Source organism: Corynebacterium appendicis CIP 107643 (genome assembly GCF_030408415.1).
GTDB lineage: Bacteria > Actinomycetota > Actinomycetes > Mycobacteriales > Mycobacteriaceae > Corynebacterium > Corynebacterium appendicis.
Genome location: NZ_CP046976.1, coordinates 1,768,387 through 1,788,119 on the forward strand (window position 1 = coordinate 1,768,387; position 19,733 = coordinate 1,788,119).

The window sequence follows — 19,733 nt, forward strand, 5'->3', positions numbered from 1 at the left end:
ATGGAATCGATCACGAATTTAAGCTGTCTTAAGGCCAATCACTCAGGGATAACCAGCCGTCGAAGGGATGACTTCTTAGAAACCAGTTCGCCGGGAAGCTCCGCCAAACTGATCGATGGCCCCGCAACTGCATCCCAACCAATTCTTGCGCCTGTATTTTCAACAAAGTCCACAGCTTGAGCCAGATGGCGCGGCTCGTAGTTGTGCACACCAGTTACCATGCGCCATCCTCGGACGATCCATTCTGGGTCCAACGGCACGTTTAGCGACGGAGCCACAGACCCGGCCAAAACTGCTGTTCCGCCTACGTTCAAGGTCGAAAGTGCCCCTGAGACCCCTTCCGACACTCCCGAAAAATCGAAAACGACATCAGCTTGGGTTCCGTTTAGATCATTGACGAGCTCGTCGGCAGAAGCCTCTGCTAGATGGAACGAGTTCCCATTGATATCGCAGCCAATAATCCTTCCTGCCCTTCTTTTCTCCGCCTCGGAAAGCGCAACAAGTCCCAGCATCCCTATGCCGTTGATGAGCACCGTCCGGCCCTCGATCTCATCTGCCGACTCAAACGCCGACATGACGGTTGCGACTGCACAGCTAGCCACCGAAGCAGCGACATCAGGCACTTCTTGCGCTACCGGAATCACTGTTTGCCCCGCAAGAAGATGAATATGGGTCGCGTATGTCCCCGACAACGGCCATGAGCCACGGAGAGATTCGTGCCCGACTTTTTGCACAGAGAGACATTTCGCCGTCAGTCCACTGCGACACCGAGCACACTCCCCACAAGAAGAAACAACGGAGAACACTACTCGTTGCCCAGTTTCAAGACCGGCCCTTTTGGAAACGACGACCTCGCTCACGCCTTCATGCCCCAACACGGACGGAGAAGGACTTGCTCGGCGTCCTTGGACTGTGTGCCGATCAGAACCGCAGACTGTGGCTCCTGTAAGCCGGACTAGTAGTTCCCCGTCTTTCAGCTCGGGAAAGGCCAACTCCTTCAGTTCAAAGGCTGAGCCACCGTTCCACACTTGTGCAGTTGCAACCATGAGATGGCTCAGGAGGTTGGTGTTAGTGAACTCAGCAGCTGATTCAAGGATCACGTCAGCGCCAAGATCTTCGAAGTCCTGACGGTCAAGGTGGCCACTCATCACCCCCACCGATGTCACACCCGCGCGCTGGGCGGAGACCACGTCCGCTTCAGTGTCGCCGACGCTGATAACTGCATCCTTGTCGGAGATACCGCTACGTTCCATCGCCAGCTGAATCAAATAGGGTTCGGGCCGTCCCACCGGAACTTCATCGCCCGCGGCGAGAACGTCAATCTGGCCATTCTCGCTCCACTCCAGTCCGGACAAAATAATCTCGGCGATCTCGCGGGAGAACCCCGTTGTCAACGCTATCTTCGCGCCCGCTTGGTGAATGGCGTTCAGCGCATCTTCAACGCCGGGAAGCGGCACAGGAGGATTCGCCTCATACGTGGACTTCAGTTCCTCTCTGAACCATGCCCATGCAGTATCAATATTCTCATCACTCGGCTCTACGCCGCCAATTTCAAACAGCTTTCCGATGGCGTACTTCTTCTCTGTTCCTATCAACTGCTGAAACTGCTCGTCCGTGTATGAAGCACCTGCACGTTCGGTTGCTTCACGCAGAACGCGGTATACCTCATCCCGGTCATTGATCGTGGTGCCGGCCATGTCGAAAACGACTAGTTTCTTCATCTTTTTCCTTTCTAACGGATGGTGTTACGGAGCCAAATGGACAGAGCCTCAACCAGGAGAACCACGACCAGCATCAGAATGAGAATCATGGTCACAACGTCGAACTGATTGACTCGCGCCGCATTCAGGAGAAGGAAGCCGACACCTCCAGCTCCGACGACACCCAGCAAAGTGGCTGAGCGAATATTGGTATCCAGCAAATACAGTGAATGAGCAACAAAAGCGGGTGCCGCCTGACGCACCGTTGCGGCGAAGAACACTTGCGCGCCGCTAGCACCGGTTGCGCGAATTGCATCCTGCACCTTGGTGTCAGTCTCTTCTAGAGAATCGGCAACTAGCTTCGAGAGCAACCCGACAGCGCCGACCGCTAGAGCGAGAGTTCCTGCGACTGCTCCAAGTCCAGAGATCACGATGAAAATGATCGCCAGGATCAGCTCCGGAATACCGCGGATGATCACAATCAGCCCCCGGAAAAAGCCGTGAACTCCAGGGTTACGCACAACATTGCGTGCAGCGAGGCAACCGACCGGAACCGCCAGCACGGCACCGATCAAGGTTGCAGAAAAGGCGATCTGCAAAGTGACAATTAGTTGCTCAATCATGGAGCCCAGCGCTCCACCAGTTGACGGAGGGAAGAACAGCCCCATGACTTGCGGAATATCTTTCAGCCCCCCCAGAATCTGTGCCCAATCCAACTCAACTGTCCACAGGCACCAGACTGTAAACGCGATTAGCGCAAGACAGCTCGAAAACCTGGCTACTCGATCGCGATTCCACGGTGGGGTCAAATGAGATGTCTGTTTCGGTGTTCTCTTCCCACCGAGCAATTTGTCAGCCCAGGACCCCTGAGTACTGCGCTCAGAACCATTCAGCAGAATCTTGCGAATCGCACCAGAGATCATTTCCAGCACGATGCACATCGCCAAAACGATCAACGCGAGTGCCATCCCCCGCTGGTAATTCAGCACACGAAGAGAATCCGAAATCGCGAGGCCAATACCGCCGACCCCCACATATCCGAGCAAGACCGACGTACGCAGGTTGATGTCAAACCTGAAGCGTCCTGGGTTTAGTTCCTACCTCAGGTAAGGAAGGATTAGGCACTATGCCCAGAAAGTATTCCGTCGAGTTTAAGGAGAAGGCGGTCCATCAGATCATTGAAATGGTCCGCTTGGAGTCCTGCTCACTACAGCGCGCCTACGAACAGGTCGGCGAGCTCCTCGGCGTATCACGCCATACATTGCGGGCGTGGTACAGCGACAGTGCCTCCACACGAGATGGCCGCACAACGCCGGATAGCGAAACAATGGAAGAAAGGCTCAAGCGTCTTCGCCGAGAGAACCGTGAACTGAAACGAGCAAACGGGATGCTCAAAACTGCTTCGGCTTTTTTCGCAGCGGAACTCGACCGACCCACGACCAAATGATCTCCTATATCGACGCGTATAAAGATCAGTTTGGGGTCGAGGCCATCTGCCGCGTCCTTCGACAAGCAGATTGTGGATTTATCACCTCACGCGGCTACCGGAAAGCCTCTCAACGTATCCCAAGTGCGAGAGCGTTAAGCGATAGCCTGCTCATTCCAGAGATTCGGCGTGTACATGCGGAGAATTTTTCGGTCTACGGTATTCGAAAAATGTGGCACGCTATGAACCGCGAAGGCTTTCATATTGGCCGCGATAAGACTGCCCGGTTGATGATGCTAGCAGGTGTTTCCGGCCGCAGACGTGGACGACGCCCGGTAACAACGGTAAGCCCAAAGACACCTGATTGTCGCCCGGACCTGGTGCAGCGAAACTTTCGTGCGCACGCACCGGGCAGGCTTTGGGTTGCCGATATTACCTATGTTCGCACTTCGTCGGGATTCGCCTACACCGCATTTGTAGTTGATGTCTTCAGTCGGAAAATTGTTGGTGTTGCCACGTGCTCTACGCTGCGCACTGATGCGCTGCCGATGGAGGCTTTAGAGCACGCTTTAACCACTGCTGGAAGAATCCATGGCAACCAGTTGATTCACCATAGTGATCGGGGCAGTCAGTACGTGTCGTTGAAATATTCTACGGCTTTAGCTGAGTCTGGAATTCGCCTGAGTGTGGGAACAGTCGGCGACTCCTATGACAACGCATTGGCGGAGACGGTCAATGGACTCGACAAAGCCGAACTCATCTACCCCCAAGGCCCGTGGACGTCAGTGGGGGAAGTTGAGTTGGCGACCTTGCGGTGGGTGCATTGGTGGAACACCAAGCGCCTTCACGAAGCATTGGAATACGAGTAGAAATCGAGTAGAAATCGAGTACAATCTCACCCGGCCCGTCAATACGGGGTAGTAAAAGAAGCGGAGTAGTAAAAGAAGCGGAACTAAACCCAGGACGCTTCAAGAAGGGAAGACCTATGAACGTGTCTCGAAAGTCACTTGCCGCTGCGGCAGTGGCTGTCTCATTGGTCGCTGGAAGTGTGCATCTGGTGGGGAACGCCGTGGCGTCTCCCTCCGGCTCCGGCGTCAGCTCGGAGTTTTATCCGATGCAGCCGTACGAGCATTGGAGCGTGGTTTCGTTCGGCGATGTGCACATCGAAGCCGAGGCTGAAATGCCGATCGCCGCTCAGGGCAAGCTGAGCTGGAGCAGCACCAACGTCATGCGCAAGTTTGCGAATGAGGCTCAGCCGTACGCACTGATCGCGGGTGAGCTCGACTTCGCTAACTCGAATGGCGAGCTCAAGCTCCTGTCCCCGCGGGCGAAGGTCGCCATCGACAATCCGGGCAACCTTGATGTCCTCATGGTGGATGGCAACGGGGCGCAGGTCATGCCGCGCATCGTCCAAAGTGATCAGGGCTACGATTCGTCGCCGCGCGTGGAGGCGCAATGGCAGCCGGGCGCGGCCGAGGACTTCGAGCTCGGCAAGGGCGTCTTCGGTTCCCTGTTCAGCCAGGGGGCGGCGAGCGGCACCGCTCAGAGGATCGGGCGCATCGCCGGTTCGCAGTGTGTCAACGATATTGCCAATGTGTTGACCGCGGAGTCGGCGGGCGGCGGACGTGTTCTGCTTCCGCTTGAGCCGGGGATCAACTACTGGAACGTTTCTTCCGCCGAGCTAAACAACGCCCGTGAGATCGTCGAGAAGAATGGCTGGCCGCAGGACTCGATTCTGGTGATCAACGTCACGGATGCGGGTCCAATCAACCTCAACCTCGTCGACAATGTGGGCGCCCATAAGCTCGGGCACGTTCTGCTCAACGCGCCAAACGTCTCGAACCTGCAGATCAGCGGCGACTCGATCAACTGGTCGATTCTCGCTCCGAATGCGACTTTCGTGAAGACGTCCGCGAACACGCAGGGACATGTCGTCGTCAACTCCGCGAACCTGGGCGGCTCCGAGGAGCACCTCAACCCGGAGCACGAGTTCCCCTGGGCTCTGCAGGATTGCACCGAGCCGTCCGAGCCGTCCGAGCCGTCTGAGCCGTCCGAGCCGACGGAGACCACGGAGCCGTCCGAGCCGACGGAGACCACGGAGCCGTCCGAGCCGACGGAGACCACGGAGCCGTCCGAGCCGACGGAGACCACGGAGCCGTCCGAGCCGACGGAGACCACGGAGCCGTCCGAGCCGACGGAGACCACGGAGCCGTCCGAGCCGACGGAGACCACGGAGCCGTCCGAGCCGACGGAGACCACGGAGCCGTCCGAGCCGTCCGAGCCGACGGAGACCACGGAGCCGTCCGAGCCGACCACCGAGCCGTCCGAGCCTGGCAAAGACGGCAGCTCGTGGGGTTCTCCGTGGTGGCTGCTCCTAGTGCCGGCTATCCCGGTTGTGACTTGGCTGATTGACAAGATTCCGAGTAGCTCGAACCCGGACCAGACGGCCCCGGATAAGCCGGGCCAGCCGGGTGAGAAGCCCGCTCCGGGCAAACCGGATGCTGAGGGCGACAAGCCTAGCCAGGCACCGGTCGAGCATCCGGTGAACCCTGGCAAGCCGGGTGAGTCGCGACAGGAGATTAAGTCCGTGCCATCTGGCGCGACTGAGAAGGGCGACAACGTTTCTGACTTCATTAGCTAGAAACGTTGGCCGTTCGATACTCTGAATAAAGCGGGCTGGAGGACATCTACCTCCACCCCGCTTTCTCATTTATGAATTAGGATGTTGCAATGAGTACTGGCATACCGAACCCTGACAACCCGCCGGAGAAGGACGTTAGTAAACGTCAACCGGTGGACTCCTCCGAGAGTAATGTCGCCACCGGCCGCCGCCGTAGCCGAGTCCCCTTGATCCTGGTCGCTATTTTGGTGGTGCTTGCTCTCATTGGTGCCGTTGCGCTCATTACGCGGGGTGGAAACGAGGATACGGAGGGGGCGTCGGAGGCGCCGCAACCACGGTTAACCAGCACTGCGCCTGAGATCATTGAGGACAGTTACGTCGATGATACCGGCCAGCAGGAAGAGGAGCTCACGCCGGTTCCTGAAAGTCATGAGGACGTCAATGATATAGCGCTGCAGATGAGTATCGGCATGGCACCGGTCGACTTGGTGGGTCTGACGAATGAGGGTGCGCTCATTCCGCCGGAGGATGTCAGCCGACTCGGGTGGTACGCGGCGTCCGCGATTCCGGGTGACCCGAACGCGAAGGGTTCGACGGTGATCACCGGGCACGTCAACCACCAAACGCAGGGCCAGGGCTTCGCGTACTACTTCACGCAGCTTGAGCAGGGCGACGAGGTCTCCGTGCTTATCGACGGCACCACCCACACCTACCGCGTCACCAAACCCCCATTCCGCGCCTCCAAGGAGGGGGCGCTGCCGGAAGAAGTGAATGATTCCACAGGCGAGAACAAACTCGTGCTAATCACATGCGGCGGCGAGTTCGTCGGCGGATCGCTCGGTTATGCCGACAACGTCTTCGTTATCGCGGAACCAATTTAAGGGTTACACAGGAAGGTACAGAAATTTTCCCGCGAAGCTTTATTTGAAACTAGAAACTAAGTGCGATCCTCAGCGAGCTCTGGCATCTACCTTAAAACCCTCTGGGCGTACGGTGGGCGTTTGACTCCTGCGGTGGCCGCTTCGTTGTATACGCACTTATCGACTGAGACGTGAAGGAAGCCATAGGCTCGCTGCACTTCGGGATGATTCAGTACGGCAAGGTACTTCAAAGTCATATTTAGCCACTTCTGTGCTTGGCCGTAGTGAAATATGATGCCCCGATCTGAGTGAGAGAACTGGGTGCTGTTGCAAAGTTGGGCGGAGAGCAGCGAAGACTCAGTTTCTCATTCCCTGATGGCCGCTGCGTGTGGGCGTTCTCAGGCCGTCTCGAAGACCCGGTTGACGATCACCGCGTCCGGGTTCGGTTGCCCGTAGGCAAACATCGTGCCTTGCCCTTTCCGCAATGAGTGCATCGCCTCCATCCCTTTTCAACGTCCGATATGCAGATGTCCGGTTCTTAAACGCGCCTTTCGGCCCGAAGATCCGCTTCAGCCGACCATGGTCGCCTTCCAGGATTTGTTGAGGTATTTCAACTGCCGGTGTTCCACTGTTGGCAGGCAGATTCCCTCTGCCTTTAACTCGGCAATCGCCTTAGCCAGGGAGGGTGCCTTGTCGGTGCTGATCACCCGCGGATAGCCTGCCGATGTATTCGACCGCAGCGTCTTCGCCAGGAAACGCTTCGCCGCAGCGACGTTTCTCTTTGGGGAGAGGTAGAAATCCAGGGTCTGGCCACCGGCGGTGATTGCCCGATAGAGGTAGCACCACTTTCCCCGCCCCGGATACAGGTCTCATCCACCCGCCAGGACCGTGCCTGCCAGTCAGGAACTTGCCGATACCACCGGGTCTGCTTATCCAGCTCAGGGGCGTATTTCTGGACCCAGCGGTAGATCGTGGTGTGATCGACCGGCAACCCCGCGCTCGGTCATCATCTCCTCGAGGTCGCGATAGCTCACGCCGTAGCGGCAGTACCACCTCACCGCCCACAGGATGATTTCACGAGGGAACTGCCTACCGGAGAAGATGCCCATGGGCCTGATTATTCCACGCCGGTCTTCCTACTGCCCCAACTTTGCAACAGCACCTTCTCTCGTGTGGTCTTCGGTGCCGTTATCGGCTGTGCCCGCACGGTAGGCGGGTGTCCCGCACGGCACCTTGACCCAGATCAAACAACGACAGAACCAGTCGTGCATGGTGGTTCTCCTCCGGTCTTCGCTCCCGCCTATTCACGCAAGGCTTATCTATCCGACTCACTGGACGGTGCGGCAGAACAGGCCCCGGGCTGAGGGGTTTCGGAGAGTTTCTCTCTTCGACATCAAGCGTAACTCGGCAGTTTCCGTTGTTTGATCCAGGTCAAAGAGTTAAACCGGGTTATGCCGTATCTTTAGGGGCGTCCGCATGGAAAGCGCAGTACCTCACGATAAGGAGCCGTTTTCCATGCATCCCCCAGCCATGTTCACGAATGCGACCCTGCGTTCCGAACAGTTTTCCTGCCCGAGTTGTCTGGCCGACATCACCGTCAGGCTCAGTGCTCTCGAGGCCGTGGAGGTAGATTTCCCCTCCGTCGCTGTTCTGGTCACCCATAACCCGGCCGCGGTCCCCATGGCGGAGCTGGCCGCCATGGTCGCCGACACTGACCACACCGCCACTGCCCCGATTATGCCCGCTGCGTAAGCTGCACCACGTCCAACTACTACGTGTCGGGGAAGGCGATAATATGGAGACCATGTCACAGAATCCGGTCCGGCGTAGCTGTGCCCAGCCTCATCACTGCTCACCAGCGGTCCGGCTCAAGGCCATGGCCAGGTCCCCGCTGTCCCGAGACATGGATGTAGACGAGCACCGGGACCTGGATCAATATCTCAGCGCCTGGTCGTGGGCGGAGGGCGACCCGGTGATCCTCGCCGGTGATGAGATCACAGGCAGCTATCTGCTCGTCGCCGGCCGGGCACGAGTGACCCGGGATACTATCGACGGGCGTGAGATTACCGTTGATATTGCCGCCCCTGGGGATGTGATCGGCCCGCTGCACACCCACCCCTCCCAGGCCGTCGACTCTGCCTGGGCGATGGAGACCACCTGCGCGTTATACCTGCCCGCCGATTCCCTGGCGGAGGTGATCACACGCCACCCCACGCTGGCCTTGTCGATCGTGCGGATGCAGCAGGAGCATCTCACCCAGTCCCGGGAACGCGACGTCGGACAGACCACCACAACCGTTGAGCAGCGGGTCGGTGCCTCCCTGCGCCGCCTAGACGGTAAGTTCGGCGAGCACCAGCAGGATGGCTCGAGCCTGCTGCAGGTTCGTCTGCGCCGTGACGATATTGCCGGCATGGCCGGCACCACCGTTGAATCCGCCTCCCGTGCGATGGCGAAGATGAAGAAAACCGGGATCATCAACTCCGGCCGGGAATGGGTCGCCATCCTTGACCGGAACGCTCTCGAAGATCTGGTTGATGGCGAATAACACCTGCTCAGCTCGGTTTACCGTTATTTGATCCAGGTCAAGGAACTAAACCGGGATGGGTCTTATCGTTAGAGATGTCAGCAAGGAACAAGACATCACAAGAAGAGAGGACCTGGTTATCATGGCCGCCCCGACCACGCTGAAGAACACCACCCTGCGTTCCGATGAGTTCACCTGCCCGAGCTGTATCAGCAAAATCGAGAACAAGATGAACGGTCTGGACGGTGTGGAGTCGGCGGAGGTGAAGTTTTCCTCCGGCCGCATCCTGGTTACCCACGACCCTGCCCAGGTGTCGGTGCGCGACCTGGTCGAGGCAGTAGCCGCTGTCGGTTACACCGCCAAGCCCTCAGTCATCTAGACCACCGATTAACCTTCCGGCCTCTGACCCCGACAGCCCGCCCGCACCCTGATGGTGCCGGCGGGCTGTCGCCGTGCACTCTGCAGTCGCTGTGAAGTCGCTCCCTATCTTCTCTGCCCCAGGGTCAGACTGGTTCATGGTTGTTTGATCCACGTCAAGGAAGTGAAGCGTCCTGGGTTTAGTTCCGCTTCTCTTACTACTCCGCTTCTTTTACTACCCCGTATTGACGGGCTGGGTGAGATGGTACTCGATTTCTACTTCCTGCGGGGTGGCGTAGTCCAATGCTTCGTGAAGGCGCTTGGTGTTCCACCAATGCACCCACCGCAAGGTCGCCAACTCAACTTCCCCCACTGACGTCCACGGGCCTTGGGGGTAGATGAGTTCGGCTTTGTAGAGTCCATTGACCGTCTCCGCCAATGCGTTGTCATAGGGAGTGTCAGGAAGTTTGTGTGTGAGGCTCTGATCTAGAAGGAGTTTCACCGATAATGACTACGGTGTCACCGAAGAAAGGCCATGACCCGGCGAGGGTCAACGAGATCAGCGAGAAGCTGATGGAAAATCCTGAGCTGGCCAGCTTGATCAGCGAGCTGTCGACGTCCGCTGATGATGCAAGCGACCTGGTCAAAGGCCTGCTGCAGGCATCGATCAACGCTGGTCTGCAGGCGGAGATGGATGCGCACTTGGGCTACGGACATTCCGACCGCAAGGCCAAAGCCCAGGTGGAAACCGCGCAGGGCGGCAATCACCGCAACGGGTCGTACACCAAGACCGTCAATTCTGGCTACGGTGCAGTGGAAGTGACCGTGCCCAGGGATCGTGCCGGCACGTTTGCACCGAAGATGGTGCCCAAGGGAGCACGCCGGCTGACAGAGCTCGACGACATGATCGTCTCGCTGTATGCCGGCGGGATGACAGTGCGCGATATTCAGCACCATCTCGCAACCACGCTTGGGGTGGATATGAGCCCGGATACGATCAGCACGATTACCGATGCGGTTTTAGACGAGGTGATGATCTGGCAGAACCGCCAGCTCGACGAGTTTTACCCGGTGATCTTCCTCGACGCACTACGAGTCAAAATCCGTGACGGTCACCGCGTGGTCAACAAAGCCTGCTACATGGCTGTTGGCATCGACATCGACGGCATCAAGCACATCTTGGGATTGTGGATCGCTGATAATGAAGGCGCCGCATTCTGGGCATCGGTGTGCGCGGACCTGGCCAACCGGGGTGTCCAAGACGTGTTCATCGTCTGCTGCGACGGGCTGAAAGGTCTACCGGAAGCCGTGGAGGCAACCTGGCCAAATTCTATGGTGCAGACCTGCATTGTGCACCTGATTCGGGCTGCGAACCGGTGGGTGTCCTACCAGGACCGCAAATCTGTCTCCCGGGCGCTGCGTGAGGTCTACACGGCCGCAAACGAGGACACCGCCCGTGCCAGCCTTGATGCCTTCGAGGCCTCAGAGTTGGGCCAGAAATACCCGCAGTCGGTCAAAGTCTGGCGCGACGCCTGGGAGCGGTTCATACCGTTTCTGCAGTTCCCGCCTGCGGCACGGCGGGTGCTCTACACCACCAACTCGATCGAATCACTCAACGCTTAACTGCGCAAAGCCACCCGTAACCGGGGCCAATTCCCGAACGATACTGCGGCACTGGGTTGCGTCCCTTAGTGTGGTGTAACGCTTGCTGATGGTGGGCCCTGGCAGATATAGGGGCGGCCATCGTCAGTAACCTTTCGACTCAACTACCACATCTCACCGAAAGGCACATGACGATGACCGCTGCTCCGCATTCTATCGACCCTGCAACCTATCTGGACGATCTGCTGGCACAGGCCTCCCCGGATCTGATGCGGCAGATGCTGCAAGGGTTTATCAACCAGATCCTCTCCGCCCAAGCTGACACCGTCTGCGGGGCTGAGTATGGTGTCGCTTCTGCCGAGCGGGTCAACCACCGCAACGGGTACCGTCACCGCGACCTTGATACCCGTGTGGGCACGATCGATGTGGCGGTGCCGAAGCTGCGCCACGGAGCGTTCTTCCCGGACTGGCTGTTAGAGCGCCGCTCACGGGCCGAACGCGCCTTATCGACTGTGATCGCGACCTGCTACCTCAAAGGGGTTTCCACCCGCAGGATGAATGACCTGGTGGCAACACTTGGGATTGCCAATATGTCGAAATCTCACGTCTCGCGCATGGCGGAAGAACTCGACGAGATGGTCACAGATTTCAAAAACCGCCCACTCGATCCCGGCGGGTACGCCTACCTGTCGTGCGACGCGCTCACGATCAAAGTCCGTGAAGGCGGCCGGGTGGTCAAATGCTCTGTGCTGCTAGCTACCGGGGTCAACGCCGACGGCTACCGCGAAATGCTCGGCATGCATGTCGCCACCGCGGAATCCAACGCATCGTGGAAAGGCTTCTTCCAAGACTTAAAAGCCCGCGGGCTGCGTGGTGTTTATTTGGTCACCAGTGACGCCCACGAAGGCATCCAGCACGCTATCTCCGAAGTGCTGCCTGATGCATCCTGGCAGCGGTGCCGCACCCACTTTGCGAAGAACCTCTACGAGAAAGTCCCAAAGACCCAGTGGCCGATGGTCTCGGCGATGTTCCAGACAATCTTCCAGCAACCCGACGCCCAATCCACCTGGGCCCAAGCCCGCGAAGTGGTCGACCTGCTGGAACCGAAGTTCCCACAGGTTTCGGCGTATTTGGAGGAATCCCTCGATGAGGTGTTGGCGTTTACCGCAGCCCCGAAACCAGTCTGGACGAAAGTCTGGTCAAACAACCCCACCGAAAGGTTAAACCGGGAGATCCGCCGGCGCACCGACGTCATCGGCATCTTCCCGAACCGCGAATCCATCATCCGGCTCGTCGGCGCTGTCCTAGCCGAACAGCACGACGACTGGATCCAGCAAAAACGCTACATGTCACTGTCCGCACTCGAACACACCAAACAACTCATGCACCACCCAGGAGATGATCATGGCGACCATCACCAGCTAACCGCCTAACCACAACCCCGAACTAAATACCGAGCCGAAAGCTAGACGGCTACACCACTACACGGGACTTGACCGCGGCACTGAAGACGCTATGGCTGATGATCTGCAACATCGAGGACAAGCGCGCTGCCCAGCGAGCGAAGAAAGCGAAACGTGACATCGAATGCAACGGCTATATTGAAGGAGCGAAAGCCACCGGATGGAAACAAGCCATCAACCAACTAGCCGTGGCGTACCCCGACCGATTCGCGGACTACTTGTAACCCAAGCCCCCGCACACAAACAATCGGACACTCTCCCCTCTCCTGCCGCATCAGCTCGAACTTTTCCGTTCGTGTTGCTTCGCAGCGAAGAAGGCACTCGCCTTTGACAAAAGGACCTGACCCCTGTTTGGTAGACACCTCTGATTCCGGCTGTGTTGAGTCGGGGAAAGGTAATCTACCTCCATGCCTAGGAAGGTTTATTCGGATCAGTTCAAGCGCGACGCGGTCGCGATGTACGAGAACGATCCACAGGTGTCGTTGAACGCGGCGGCCGCTGATTTAGGGATCAACCGCTCCACGCTTCGCGTATGGGTTGATAAGTACGGAACTGGCACGAAACCCCAGTTTTCAGCGGGCTTACGTGCTGATCGTGCGAGGCAACTGACCGATGCTGAGAAGCTACGTCAGCTGCAACAGGAAAACGCCCGCCTGAAAGAAGAACGCGATATTTTGCGTAAGGCAGCCAAATATTTCATGGAAGAGACGAACTGGTGATCCGCTTCCGGTTCGTTGATGACCACCGCACCGATTACTCGGTCAAGCGGATGTGCACCGTACTCGGGTTAAACCGCAGCTCCTACTACAAATGGAAAGCTAGCAGCACCCAGCGGCACCGCAGACTGGTTGATGATGCCATACTCGGAGCCAAGGTGAAGGCCATCTTCGACGACAAGAAGCAGCTCTACGGCGCAAAACGCATTGCCGCCGAGCTGACTTTCAACGATGCGTACAGTAGCACCGGACCGGTCAACCATAAGCGCATCGCCCGGATTATGAGGAAGCTTCAGCTGCGCGGCTACACGAAAAAACGTAAGGTCACGACAACGCAGCGCGGGAGTCATCGCTTTATATTCGCTGACCTGGTCAAGCGTAACTTCACTGCGCCAGCTGCCAATAGGATCCTCGTCGGCGATATTACCTATCTGCCGATCGCAGACGGGTCGAATATGTATCTGGCTTCTGTGATTGACTGCTACTCGCGGATGCTCGTCGGCTTCGCGATCGCAGACCACATGCGCACCGACCTCGTCGAAGAAGCGCTCGAGCATGCTCGCCGTACCCGTGGCAGTCTCTCCGGGGCGATCTTCCACTCAGATCATGGCAGCGTGTATACCTCATCGCAGTTTCAGGCTGTCTGCCGAAGACTCAACGTCACCCAGTCGATGGGAGCAGTTGGCAGCAGCGCTGATAATTCACTCGCGGAGTCGTTTAACGCGGCGTTGAAACGAGAAGTGCTCAAAGACCAGAAAGTCTTTTCCAATCAGCTAGTCTGCCGGCGCGACGTCTTCGCATGGTGTGCGCGCTACAACACCACCCGAAGGCATTCCTGGTGCAAGTACCTCACACCCATTGAGTACGAATCTCACGCTTCCTAACAATGCGCTAGAGTAAAGCCAATAATTTCACCCCCACGGTGTCTACTTTCCGGGGGCCGGGCCCAAAACTCGTTGTCGATCTTGGCTTCAGCCAGCTCGCGGCGCAGGCGAACAATTTCTGCGCGAAGATCAGCCTCGCTCATCCCGTCGGATGACCCTCGGCGTTGCCGCTCGTTTTTCACCCACTTGCCTAGCAAGCCCGCGGAAACACCGATTTCCTTGGACACATGCGCGATAGGGCGAGCCGATTCGATCACCAATTTCGCCGCTTCACGCCGATACTCCGGCGTGAACGTCTTACGCGGTTGACTCACAATGAACATCCTCTCCTACGGACACACGATCCATACAAACAAGGTGTCCACTAAACGAGGTAACCTCAGGACCGTAAATCCATCACGCTGCTAGTTCTATCGAAAGGACAGATACACCACACCACCGGACTTGACCCTCCGCGTACCCAATAGGGCGATAACGCCACTTCAGGCGCCCCTACTAAAGCACGTCAAAGGGCCTATCTAATACCCCTGCTCCACATCGACTTCGGTGGGCATTTGGTTGCCGTCGGACAGCGCTTCCCAGTTCTTCAGGGTCAGCCCGGCGATGCGCCGCCTGCCGAAGCGGGGCGTGCTGGCGGTGTGCGGGGTGATCAGGCAGCGGTCCTGTTCCCACAACGGGTGGTCGGCTGGCAGCGGCTCAGGGTCGGTGACGTCCAGTGCCGCACCGGCAATCACGCCGTTGTCCAGTGCCGCGACGAGGTCGTCGGTGACCACGAGCGGGCCGCGCCCGACGTTCACCAGCACTGCGCTTTGCTTCATCTTGTTCAGCACTTTTTCGTCGACCTTGCCGCGCGTGGCGGCGGTCAGAGGGGCGAGCAGGACAACGACGTCTGCCCGTTCCCACACGCCGTCGGCCTCTGCCATTGGAAGCGTTTCATCGGCCCCGGCGACGGGTCGGCCGGACCGGTTCACGGCGATGATCTCCGGATTGAACGGGGCGAGGAATTCTATCAGCTTCGTGCCGATTCCGCCCGCGCCGATGATCGCCACCGTCATGTCCTCGACGAGATAACGCGATTCTGCCTCGATGGCCGCCTTCGTCGACCCGTCCGGGGTGACGCGCGCGAACTGGTGCAGCCCCGCGAGAATGAGGGCGAGGGTGGACTCGGCAACGGTGTCGTCGTAGAGCCCGGCGGCGTTCGCCCACCGCGTGCCGGTCCGCGCGAGGATCCCGGCGCTGTCGAGCGCGTCAATGCCCGCCCACGCGAACTGCACGAACTGGATGCTGTCCGGCAATGCTTCCGGAAAATCCTCCGCGCCGCCGTGGTAGATCAGCACGTCTGGGTTGTCGTCGATGTCGACATGCTGGTGGCCGTGGCCCTCCAGCTCGTCGACGGTGGAGGACCATGGAGTGGGCAGAATCGCGAACTTCATGCCTTAGAGCCTAGACGCGTAATTGGACAGATAGTCGGCGTGCACGACAGAGCGGCGCTGGTGCTCGGGGAGCTCGTCGGTGTGCTTGCCCAGCATGCCGGTGAGCTCTGCTGCGTCGTAACCGACGACGCCGCGGCCGATGGCCTGGCCGTCGGGGCCGAGGATCTCCACGATGTCGCCGGCGTGGAAGTCACCGTCCACACCCGTGATGCCGACAGCGAGCAGCGAGGTGCCGCCGCGGGTGACGGCCTCGACAGCGCCGGCGTCGAGGCGCAGCACGCCTTCGGCGTCGGCAGCGTAGAGCACCCAGAATTTCCACGCGGAGAGCTGGGACTCGGGGCGGGTGTGGAAGACGGTGCCGACAGACGCGTCGCCGAGCGCGTCCTCGATATTCTGCGCGGACGTCAACAGCACGGGCACGCCGCCGCGGGTGGCCAGGCGGGCGGCCGAGACCTTGGAGGCCATGCCGCCGGTGCCGAACACCCCGCCGTCGCCGGCGACGATGCCTTCGAGGTCCTTGCCGGAACGGACCTCGGGAACGAAGGTCGCGCCCGGGTCCTTCGGGTTGCGGTCGTAGAGCCCGTCGACATCCGACAGCAGGATCAAGGCGTCGGCGGCAGTGAGTGTCGCCACGATCGCCGACAGCCGGTCGTTGTCGCCGAACCGCATCTCGGAGGTGGCGACGGTGTCGTTCTCGTTCACGATCGGCACCGCACCCAACTGGCGCAGCTTGTCGATGGTGCGCTGCGCATTGCGCGCACGCTCGCGCACCCCGGCGTCGGACTGGGTGAGCAGAACCTGGCCGATGGTGCGGTTATAGCGTTGGAACGAGCGGCCCCACGTCTGCGCCAAGTGAATCTGGCCCACCGAGGCGGCGGCCTGCTTCAATGCGAGGTCTTTCGGCCGGGTGGACAGTCCCAGCGGAGTCATGCCCGCTGCGACAGCACCGGATGAGACGACAATGACGTCGCCGCCGCGGTCCGTGCGCGCTTCGATCGCGTCGACAATGCGGTCGATCTTTTCTTGGGAGACCGCCGAGTTGGAGTCCACGAGCGAACTCGTGCCCAGCTTGACGACGATCTTCTTCGCCCCCGCAATCTGCTCGCGCAAAGAACCCGGTGTCGCACCCGGCATTATCATTAACCTTGCCACCTCTCTCGGTCGGCTTCCTGCCGGTCGAGCAGGTCGTCGCCGTAGTCGTATTCGTCGATAAGTCCTCGACGGGCCTGCGAGGCGCGCTTGCGCTCGGCCGCGGACATGCGGTCCGTGCCGCCGAGGCGCGCGTCTTGGCCGCGGCCCGCCTTCGTAGGATCGCCGCCGATGGACGGCTCCCAGTCAAAGGAGATCTCCCCGATGGTAACGGTGTCCCCCTCATTCGCGCCGATTTTGCGCAACTCTTCTTCGACACCGGCCTTGTTGAGGCGGTCGGAGAGGTAGCCGACGGCCTCGTCGTTCTCGAAGTCGGTCTGGCGGATCCAGCGCTCGGCTTTCTCGCCGGTGACCAGCCAGCCGCCCGGGTACAACGGGTCCGGGACGACCTGGATGTCGTCGCTGTGGTCGACAGCGCGCGGGCGGATGATCTGCGCGGCCTTAGTGTCGGCGGCCTTACCGGCGACCTTCGGCTGAGTCTTGCGCGCGGTCTGGACGATCTCCCACAGGGCCCACTTCAGTTCGTCGAGGCCTTCGCGTGTGGCGGTGGAGATCATGTAGATCGGCCAGCCGAAAGCTTCGGCCAGGTCCTCGCGCAGGAATTCTGCGAGCTCCTTCGCTTCCGGGACGTCGACCTTGTTCAGGACGATGATGCGCGGGCGCTGGCGCAGGTCGCCGAGGCCCGAATCGCCGTCTTCGGCCTCGATGAGGTCGGCGTACGAGTCGAGCTCGGCTTCGAGCGCCTCGATATCGGACTGCGGGTCGCGGCCCGGCTCGAGGGTCGCAGTGTCGACCACGTGGGCGAGCACGGCAGTGCGTTCGATATGGCGCAGGAAGTCCAAGCCCAGGCCCTTGCCCTGGCTCGCACCCGGGATCAGACCCGGCACGTCCGCGATGGTGAAGGTGTCGTGGCCGGTATCCACCACGCCGAGGTTCGGCTGGAGCGTGGTGAACGGGTAGTCGGCAATCTTCGGCTTCGCGGCCGACAGCACGGAGATCAGCGAGGATTTGCCCGCCGACGGGAAGCCCACCAGCCCCACATCGGCCATGGACTTCAGCTCGAGGATCAAATCATGCGCCTGGCCCGGCTCGCCCTTCAGGGCGAAACCAGGGGCCTTCCGCTTCGCGGTGGCCAGGGCCGCGTTGCCGAGGCCGCCGTAGCCGCCCTCCGCCGCCAGAAACTGGGTGCCCGGCACGACGAGGTCGGCCAACATATTGCCGTCCGCGTCGCGCACCACAGTGCCGACCGGCACCTCCAGCACCAGGTTCTCTCCGCGTGCGCCGTTGCGGTGGTCACCCTCGCCGTTGCCGCCGCGCTTCGCCTTCACGTGCGGCCGGTACTGGAAATCCAGCAGTGTGTGAACCTGCGTGGACACCTCTAAGATGATGTCGCCGCCGTGGCCGCCGTTGCCGCCGTCGGGGCCGCCCAAGGGCTTGAATTTTTCGCGGTGCACCGACACACACCCGTGGCCGCCGTCGCCGGCCTGGAGGTGCAGAACTGCACGGTCGACAAACTGTGCCATGAGGAGGTGCCTGCCTTTCGGGTGGTGTCAGAAGCGGTTTTCCGCGTGCTAGCGAGTGTACGAGAGGCCGCGGTGGACCGTCGATAAGCGAAAGCGCCGTGCGACCCTAGGCGGATCCACGGCGCGATCAAAGAGTTTGCGGGAGTTACGCGGTAGCGGACTTCTCCTCGACGACAGCCTCGTCGACCAGGCCAGCGTCGTTCGCGGCCTCGAGAACCTCAGAGGAAACGCCCTCTGCGTCAGCCGGAATGATGTTGACGATGCGGCGCTTCTTCTTGATGCCGAACTGCACGGAACCTGCAGCCAGAGCGAACAGCGTGTCGTCGCCGCCGCGGCCGACATTGTCGCCCGGGTGGAACTTCGTGCCGCGCTGACGGACGAGGATCTCGCCCGCCTTGACCTGCTGGCCGCCGAAGCGCTTCACGCCGAGGCGCTTGGACTCGGAGTCGCGGCCGTTCGAGGAGCTCGATGCACCCTTCTTGGTTGCCATTGTGGTTGCCTCCTAAGTGGCGTCTCGGATTACTTGATGCCGGTGATCTTCAGCGTCGTGTTGGGCTGACGGTGACCCTGACGCACCTTGTAACCGGTCTTGTTCTTGTACTTGAGGATGTTGATCTTCTTGCCCTTGCCGTGCTCAACGATCTCAGCGGAGACGTTGACCTTGGCGAGGTCCTCGGAATTGGAGGTGACGTTTGCGCCGTCGACGAGGAGAACCGGGGTGAGCGCCACAGAATCGCCAGCTTCACCCTCGATCTTCTCGACCCGAACGAGGTCGCCTTCGGCAACCTTGTACTGCTTGCCGCCGGTCTTGACGATCGCGTACATAGCGGGTTACCCCTTTCTTCATCTCGGACGGCACCTGCATGCCACGGCACCGAAAACCATCTGATACGTAATTAAGCGTTTCGGGGGTTTACGTGGGATGTACGTCGCAGCCTCGCTCGCATGCATGATTCCGCAAAGGCGCGCCCCAAAACAGCGACTGTCAAAGACTACACCGCAGCCACCTGAAAGACCAAACTGCTTCGGCGGCGACATTTCGGGAACATTTTCTCCGCGGCGCTCATTACACTGGCGGAAGACATCGTGTTTCACTCGGCGAAAGGAGGTCCATCATGAACGAGTTCAATGAACCACCGGTTCTTCCGCCGTTCGGCGATCTGTACGCCGATTCCGCCCCTAGCGACGACGCGCTTGCGCGCATGCTCGACGTCGCGTTCGATCCGTCCACGCCGGACCCCGGCGATTCCCTCATTCCAGGTTCGGAGGAAGTGTCGCTCGACGAGTTCGACGAGGGCATTTCGCTTGACGACGGCGCGGGCGCGGCCGACCACGACCCGTCCTCCGCGAATACGCCGGGCTCTCCTACGACGAGCTCGCCGCGCACCAGGGCATTCCCCTGGCCACGGTGAAGAGCCGCCTCAACCGCGCGCGGAAGAAGCTGAAAGACGCTCTCGCGGCGAAGGGTCTCTAGCT

Annotated in this window: 15 protein-coding genes and 7 pseudogenes; 12 read left to right on the forward strand and 10 right to left on the reverse strand. The window is 59.8% G+C overall.

Going from position 1 to position 19,733, the window contains the following annotated elements; translation table 11 throughout:
- Nucleotides 1-38 precede the first annotated feature (38 nt).
- Together CAPP_RS08675 and phnE are read right to left on the reverse strand one after the other, a co-directional pair.
- Nucleotides 39-1,721, reverse strand: a complete 1,683-nt coding sequence (locus tag CAPP_RS08675) for an HAD hydrolase-like protein (protein WP_234958916.1) — start codon at nt 1,719-1,721, stop codon at nt 39-41.
- 11 nt (nt 1,722-1,732) lie between these two features.
- Nucleotides 1,733-2,776, reverse strand: a pseudogene (phnE, locus tag CAPP_RS08680) (phosphonate ABC transporter, permease protein PhnE); the annotation flags it as partial.
- Nucleotides 2,777-2,826: 50 nt separating this feature from the next.
- Between phnE and CAPP_RS08685 the strand changes: the two are divergent.
- From CAPP_RS08685 to CAPP_RS08695, 3 genes and pseudogenes are all read left to right on the forward strand, one after another.
- Nucleotides 2,827-4,047 (forward strand): annotated as a pseudogene (locus tag CAPP_RS08685) (IS3 family transposase).
- Nucleotides 4,048-4,195: 148 nt separating this feature from the next.
- Nucleotides 4,196-5,767, forward strand: a complete 1,572-nt coding sequence (locus CAPP_RS08690; protein ID WP_290172848.1) for a collagen-binding domain-containing protein — start codon at nt 4,196-4,198, stop codon at nt 5,765-5,767.
- 89 nt (nt 5,768-5,856) lie between these two features.
- Entirely contained in the window at nt 5,857-6,627 is a 771-nt protein-coding gene (locus tag CAPP_RS08695; protein ID WP_084560617.1) for a class F sortase, read from the forward strand.
- Nucleotides 6,628-7,004: 377 nt separating this feature from the next.
- Here the strand turns inward: CAPP_RS08695 and CAPP_RS08700 are convergent.
- Nucleotides 7,005-7,715: pseudogene (locus CAPP_RS08700) on the reverse strand (IS6 family transposase).
- A 406-nt stretch (nt 7,716-8,121) separates the two neighbouring features.
- Between CAPP_RS08700 and CAPP_RS08705 the strand changes: the two are divergent.
- From CAPP_RS08705 to CAPP_RS08715, 3 genes are all read left to right on the forward strand, one after another.
- Nucleotides 8,122-8,358, forward strand: a complete 237-nt coding sequence (locus tag CAPP_RS08705; RefSeq protein ID WP_076599529.1) for a hypothetical protein — start codon at nt 8,122-8,124, stop codon at nt 8,356-8,358.
- Nucleotides 8,359-8,482: 124 nt separating this feature from the next.
- Nucleotides 8,483-9,151: a Crp/Fnr family transcriptional regulator gene (locus tag CAPP_RS08710; RefSeq protein WP_076599601.1), complete on the forward strand. Its 669-nt coding sequence runs from the start codon at nt 8,483-8,485 to the stop codon at nt 9,149-9,151.
- 121 nt (nt 9,152-9,272) lie between these two features.
- Nucleotides 9,273-9,509 carry a cation transporter gene (locus CAPP_RS08715; RefSeq protein ID WP_076599528.1) on the forward strand — a complete coding sequence of 79 codons (237 nt, stop codon included), beginning with the start codon at nt 9,273-9,275 and terminating at the stop codon, nt 9,507-9,509.
- Nucleotides 9,510-9,722: 213 nt separating this feature from the next.
- On the opposite strand, the pseudogene CAPP_RS08720 reads toward CAPP_RS08715, so the two are convergent.
- Nucleotides 9,723-9,938, reverse strand: a pseudogene (locus tag CAPP_RS08720) (integrase core domain-containing protein); the annotation flags it as partial.
- Between the two features lie 56 nt (nt 9,939-9,994).
- Here CAPP_RS08720 and CAPP_RS08725 point away from each other — a divergent pair.
- From CAPP_RS08725 to CAPP_RS08740, 4 genes and pseudogenes are all read left to right on the forward strand, one after another.
- Nucleotides 9,995-11,107 (forward strand): annotated as a pseudogene (locus tag CAPP_RS08725) (IS256 family transposase); the annotation flags it as partial.
- Nucleotides 11,108-11,283: 176 nt separating this feature from the next.
- Complete coding sequence (locus tag CAPP_RS08730) at nt 11,284-12,522, forward strand: IS256 family transposase (protein ID WP_290173264.1); 1,239 nt, start codon at nt 11,284-11,286, stop codon at nt 12,520-12,522.
- A 62-nt stretch (nt 12,523-12,584) separates the two neighbouring features.
- Nucleotides 12,585-12,776 (forward strand): annotated as a pseudogene (locus tag CAPP_RS08735) (IS256 family transposase); the annotation flags it as partial.
- Nucleotides 12,777-12,959: 183 nt separating this feature from the next.
- Nucleotides 12,960-14,152 (forward strand): IS3-like element IS3502 family transposase gene (locus CAPP_RS08740; protein WP_290172838.1). Its coding sequence is split into 2 segments (ribosomal slippage): nt 12,960-13,248 and nt 13,248-14,152, totalling 1,194 coding nucleotides; the frame shifts between segments, so codons are not numbered across the junction.
- On the opposite strand, the gene CAPP_RS08745 is transcribed toward CAPP_RS08740, so the two are convergent.
- The 6 genes from CAPP_RS08745 to rplU all read right to left on the reverse strand — a co-directional run bounded on the left by CAPP_RS08745 (nt 14,149) and on the right by rplU (nt 19,082).
- The gene (locus CAPP_RS08745) at nt 14,149-14,475 is read right to left on the reverse strand and encodes a transposase (protein WP_290172850.1); all 327 of its coding nucleotides are present in this window, start codon (nt 14,473-14,475) and stop codon (nt 14,149-14,151) included. The two genes, CAPP_RS08740 and CAPP_RS08745, sit on opposite strands and share 4 nt — an antisense overlap.
- A 195-nt stretch (nt 14,476-14,670) precedes the next feature.
- A complete protein-coding gene (locus tag CAPP_RS08750; RefSeq protein ID WP_076599663.1) occupies nt 14,671-15,585 on the reverse strand; it encodes a D-isomer specific 2-hydroxyacid dehydrogenase family protein in 915 nt (304 codons plus the stop codon).
- Between the two features lie 3 nt (nt 15,586-15,588).
- Nucleotides 15,589-16,719 carry a glutamate 5-kinase gene (gene proB / locus CAPP_RS08755; protein WP_076599662.1) on the reverse strand — a complete coding sequence of 377 codons (1,131 nt, stop codon included), beginning with the start codon at nt 16,717-16,719 and terminating at the stop codon, nt 15,589-15,591.
- Nucleotides 16,720-16,724: 5 nt separating this feature from the next.
- A complete protein-coding gene (obgE, locus tag CAPP_RS08760; protein ID WP_076599661.1) occupies nt 16,725-18,257 on the reverse strand; it encodes a GTPase ObgE in 1,533 nt (510 codons plus the stop codon).
- Nucleotides 18,258-18,402: 145 nt separating this feature from the next.
- Entirely contained in the window at nt 18,403-18,747 is a 345-nt protein-coding gene (gene rpmA, locus CAPP_RS08765) for a 50S ribosomal protein L27 (protein ID WP_076599660.1), read from the reverse strand.
- 29 nt (nt 18,748-18,776) lie between these two features.
- Complete coding sequence (rplU, locus tag CAPP_RS08770; RefSeq protein WP_076599659.1) at nt 18,777-19,082, reverse strand: 50S ribosomal protein L21; 306 nt, start codon at nt 19,080-19,082, stop codon at nt 18,777-18,779.
- Nucleotides 19,083-19,372: 290 nt separating this feature from the next.
- Here rplU and CAPP_RS11300 point away from each other — a divergent pair, with 290 nt between their 5' ends.
- Nucleotides 19,373-19,669, forward strand: a complete 297-nt coding sequence (locus tag CAPP_RS11300) for a hypothetical protein (protein WP_412459499.1) — start codon at nt 19,373-19,375, stop codon at nt 19,667-19,669.
- Nucleotides 19,645-19,731: pseudogene (locus tag CAPP_RS11305) on the forward strand (RNA polymerase sigma factor); the annotation flags it as partial. The gene CAPP_RS11300 and the pseudogene CAPP_RS11305, both read left to right, overlap by 25 nt.
- Between the last annotated feature and the right edge of the window lie 2 nt (nt 19,732-19,733).

Coding starts and splice junctions, on each gene's coding strand:
- CAPP_RS08675 (WP_234958916.1), bottom strand. CDS start 1,721: ATGAAGAAACTAGTCGTTTTCGACATGGCCGGCACCACGATCAATGAC.
- CAPP_RS08695 (WP_084560617.1), top strand. CDS start 5,857: ATGAGTACTGGCATACCGAACCCTGACAACCCGCCGGAGAAGGACGTT.
- CAPP_RS08705 (WP_076599529.1), top strand. CDS start 8,122: ATGCATCCCCCAGCCATGTTCACGAATGCGACCCTGCGTTCCGAACAG.
- CAPP_RS08710 (WP_076599601.1), top strand. CDS start 8,483: ATGGCCAGGTCCCCGCTGTCCCGAGACATGGATGTAGACGAGCACCGG.
- CAPP_RS08715 (WP_076599528.1), top strand. CDS start 9,273: ATGGCCGCCCCGACCACGCTGAAGAACACCACCCTGCGTTCCGATGAG.
- CAPP_RS08730 (WP_290173264.1), top strand. CDS start 11,284: ATGACCGCTGCTCCGCATTCTATCGACCCTGCAACCTATCTGGACGAT.
- CAPP_RS08745 (WP_290172850.1), bottom strand. CDS start 14,475: ATGTTCATTGTGAGTCAACCGCGTAAGACGTTCACGCCGGAGTATCGG.
- CAPP_RS08750 (WP_076599663.1), bottom strand. CDS start 15,585: ATGAAGTTCGCGATTCTGCCCACTCCATGGTCCTCCACCGTCGACGAG.
- proB (WP_076599662.1), bottom strand. CDS start 16,719: ATGCCGGGTGCGACACCGGGTTCTTTGCGCGAGCAGATTGCGGGGGCG.
- obgE (WP_076599661.1), bottom strand. CDS start 18,257: ATGGCACAGTTTGTCGACCGTGCAGTTCTGCACCTCCAGGCCGGCGAC.
- rpmA (WP_076599660.1), bottom strand. CDS start 18,747: ATGGCAACCAAGAAGGGTGCATCGAGCTCCTCGAACGGCCGCGACTCC.
- rplU (WP_076599659.1), bottom strand. CDS start 19,082: ATGTACGCGATCGTCAAGACCGGCGGCAAGCAGTACAAGGTTGCCGAA.
- CAPP_RS11300 (WP_412459499.1), top strand. CDS start 19,373: ATGAACGAGTTCAATGAACCACCGGTTCTTCCGCCGTTCGGCGATCTG.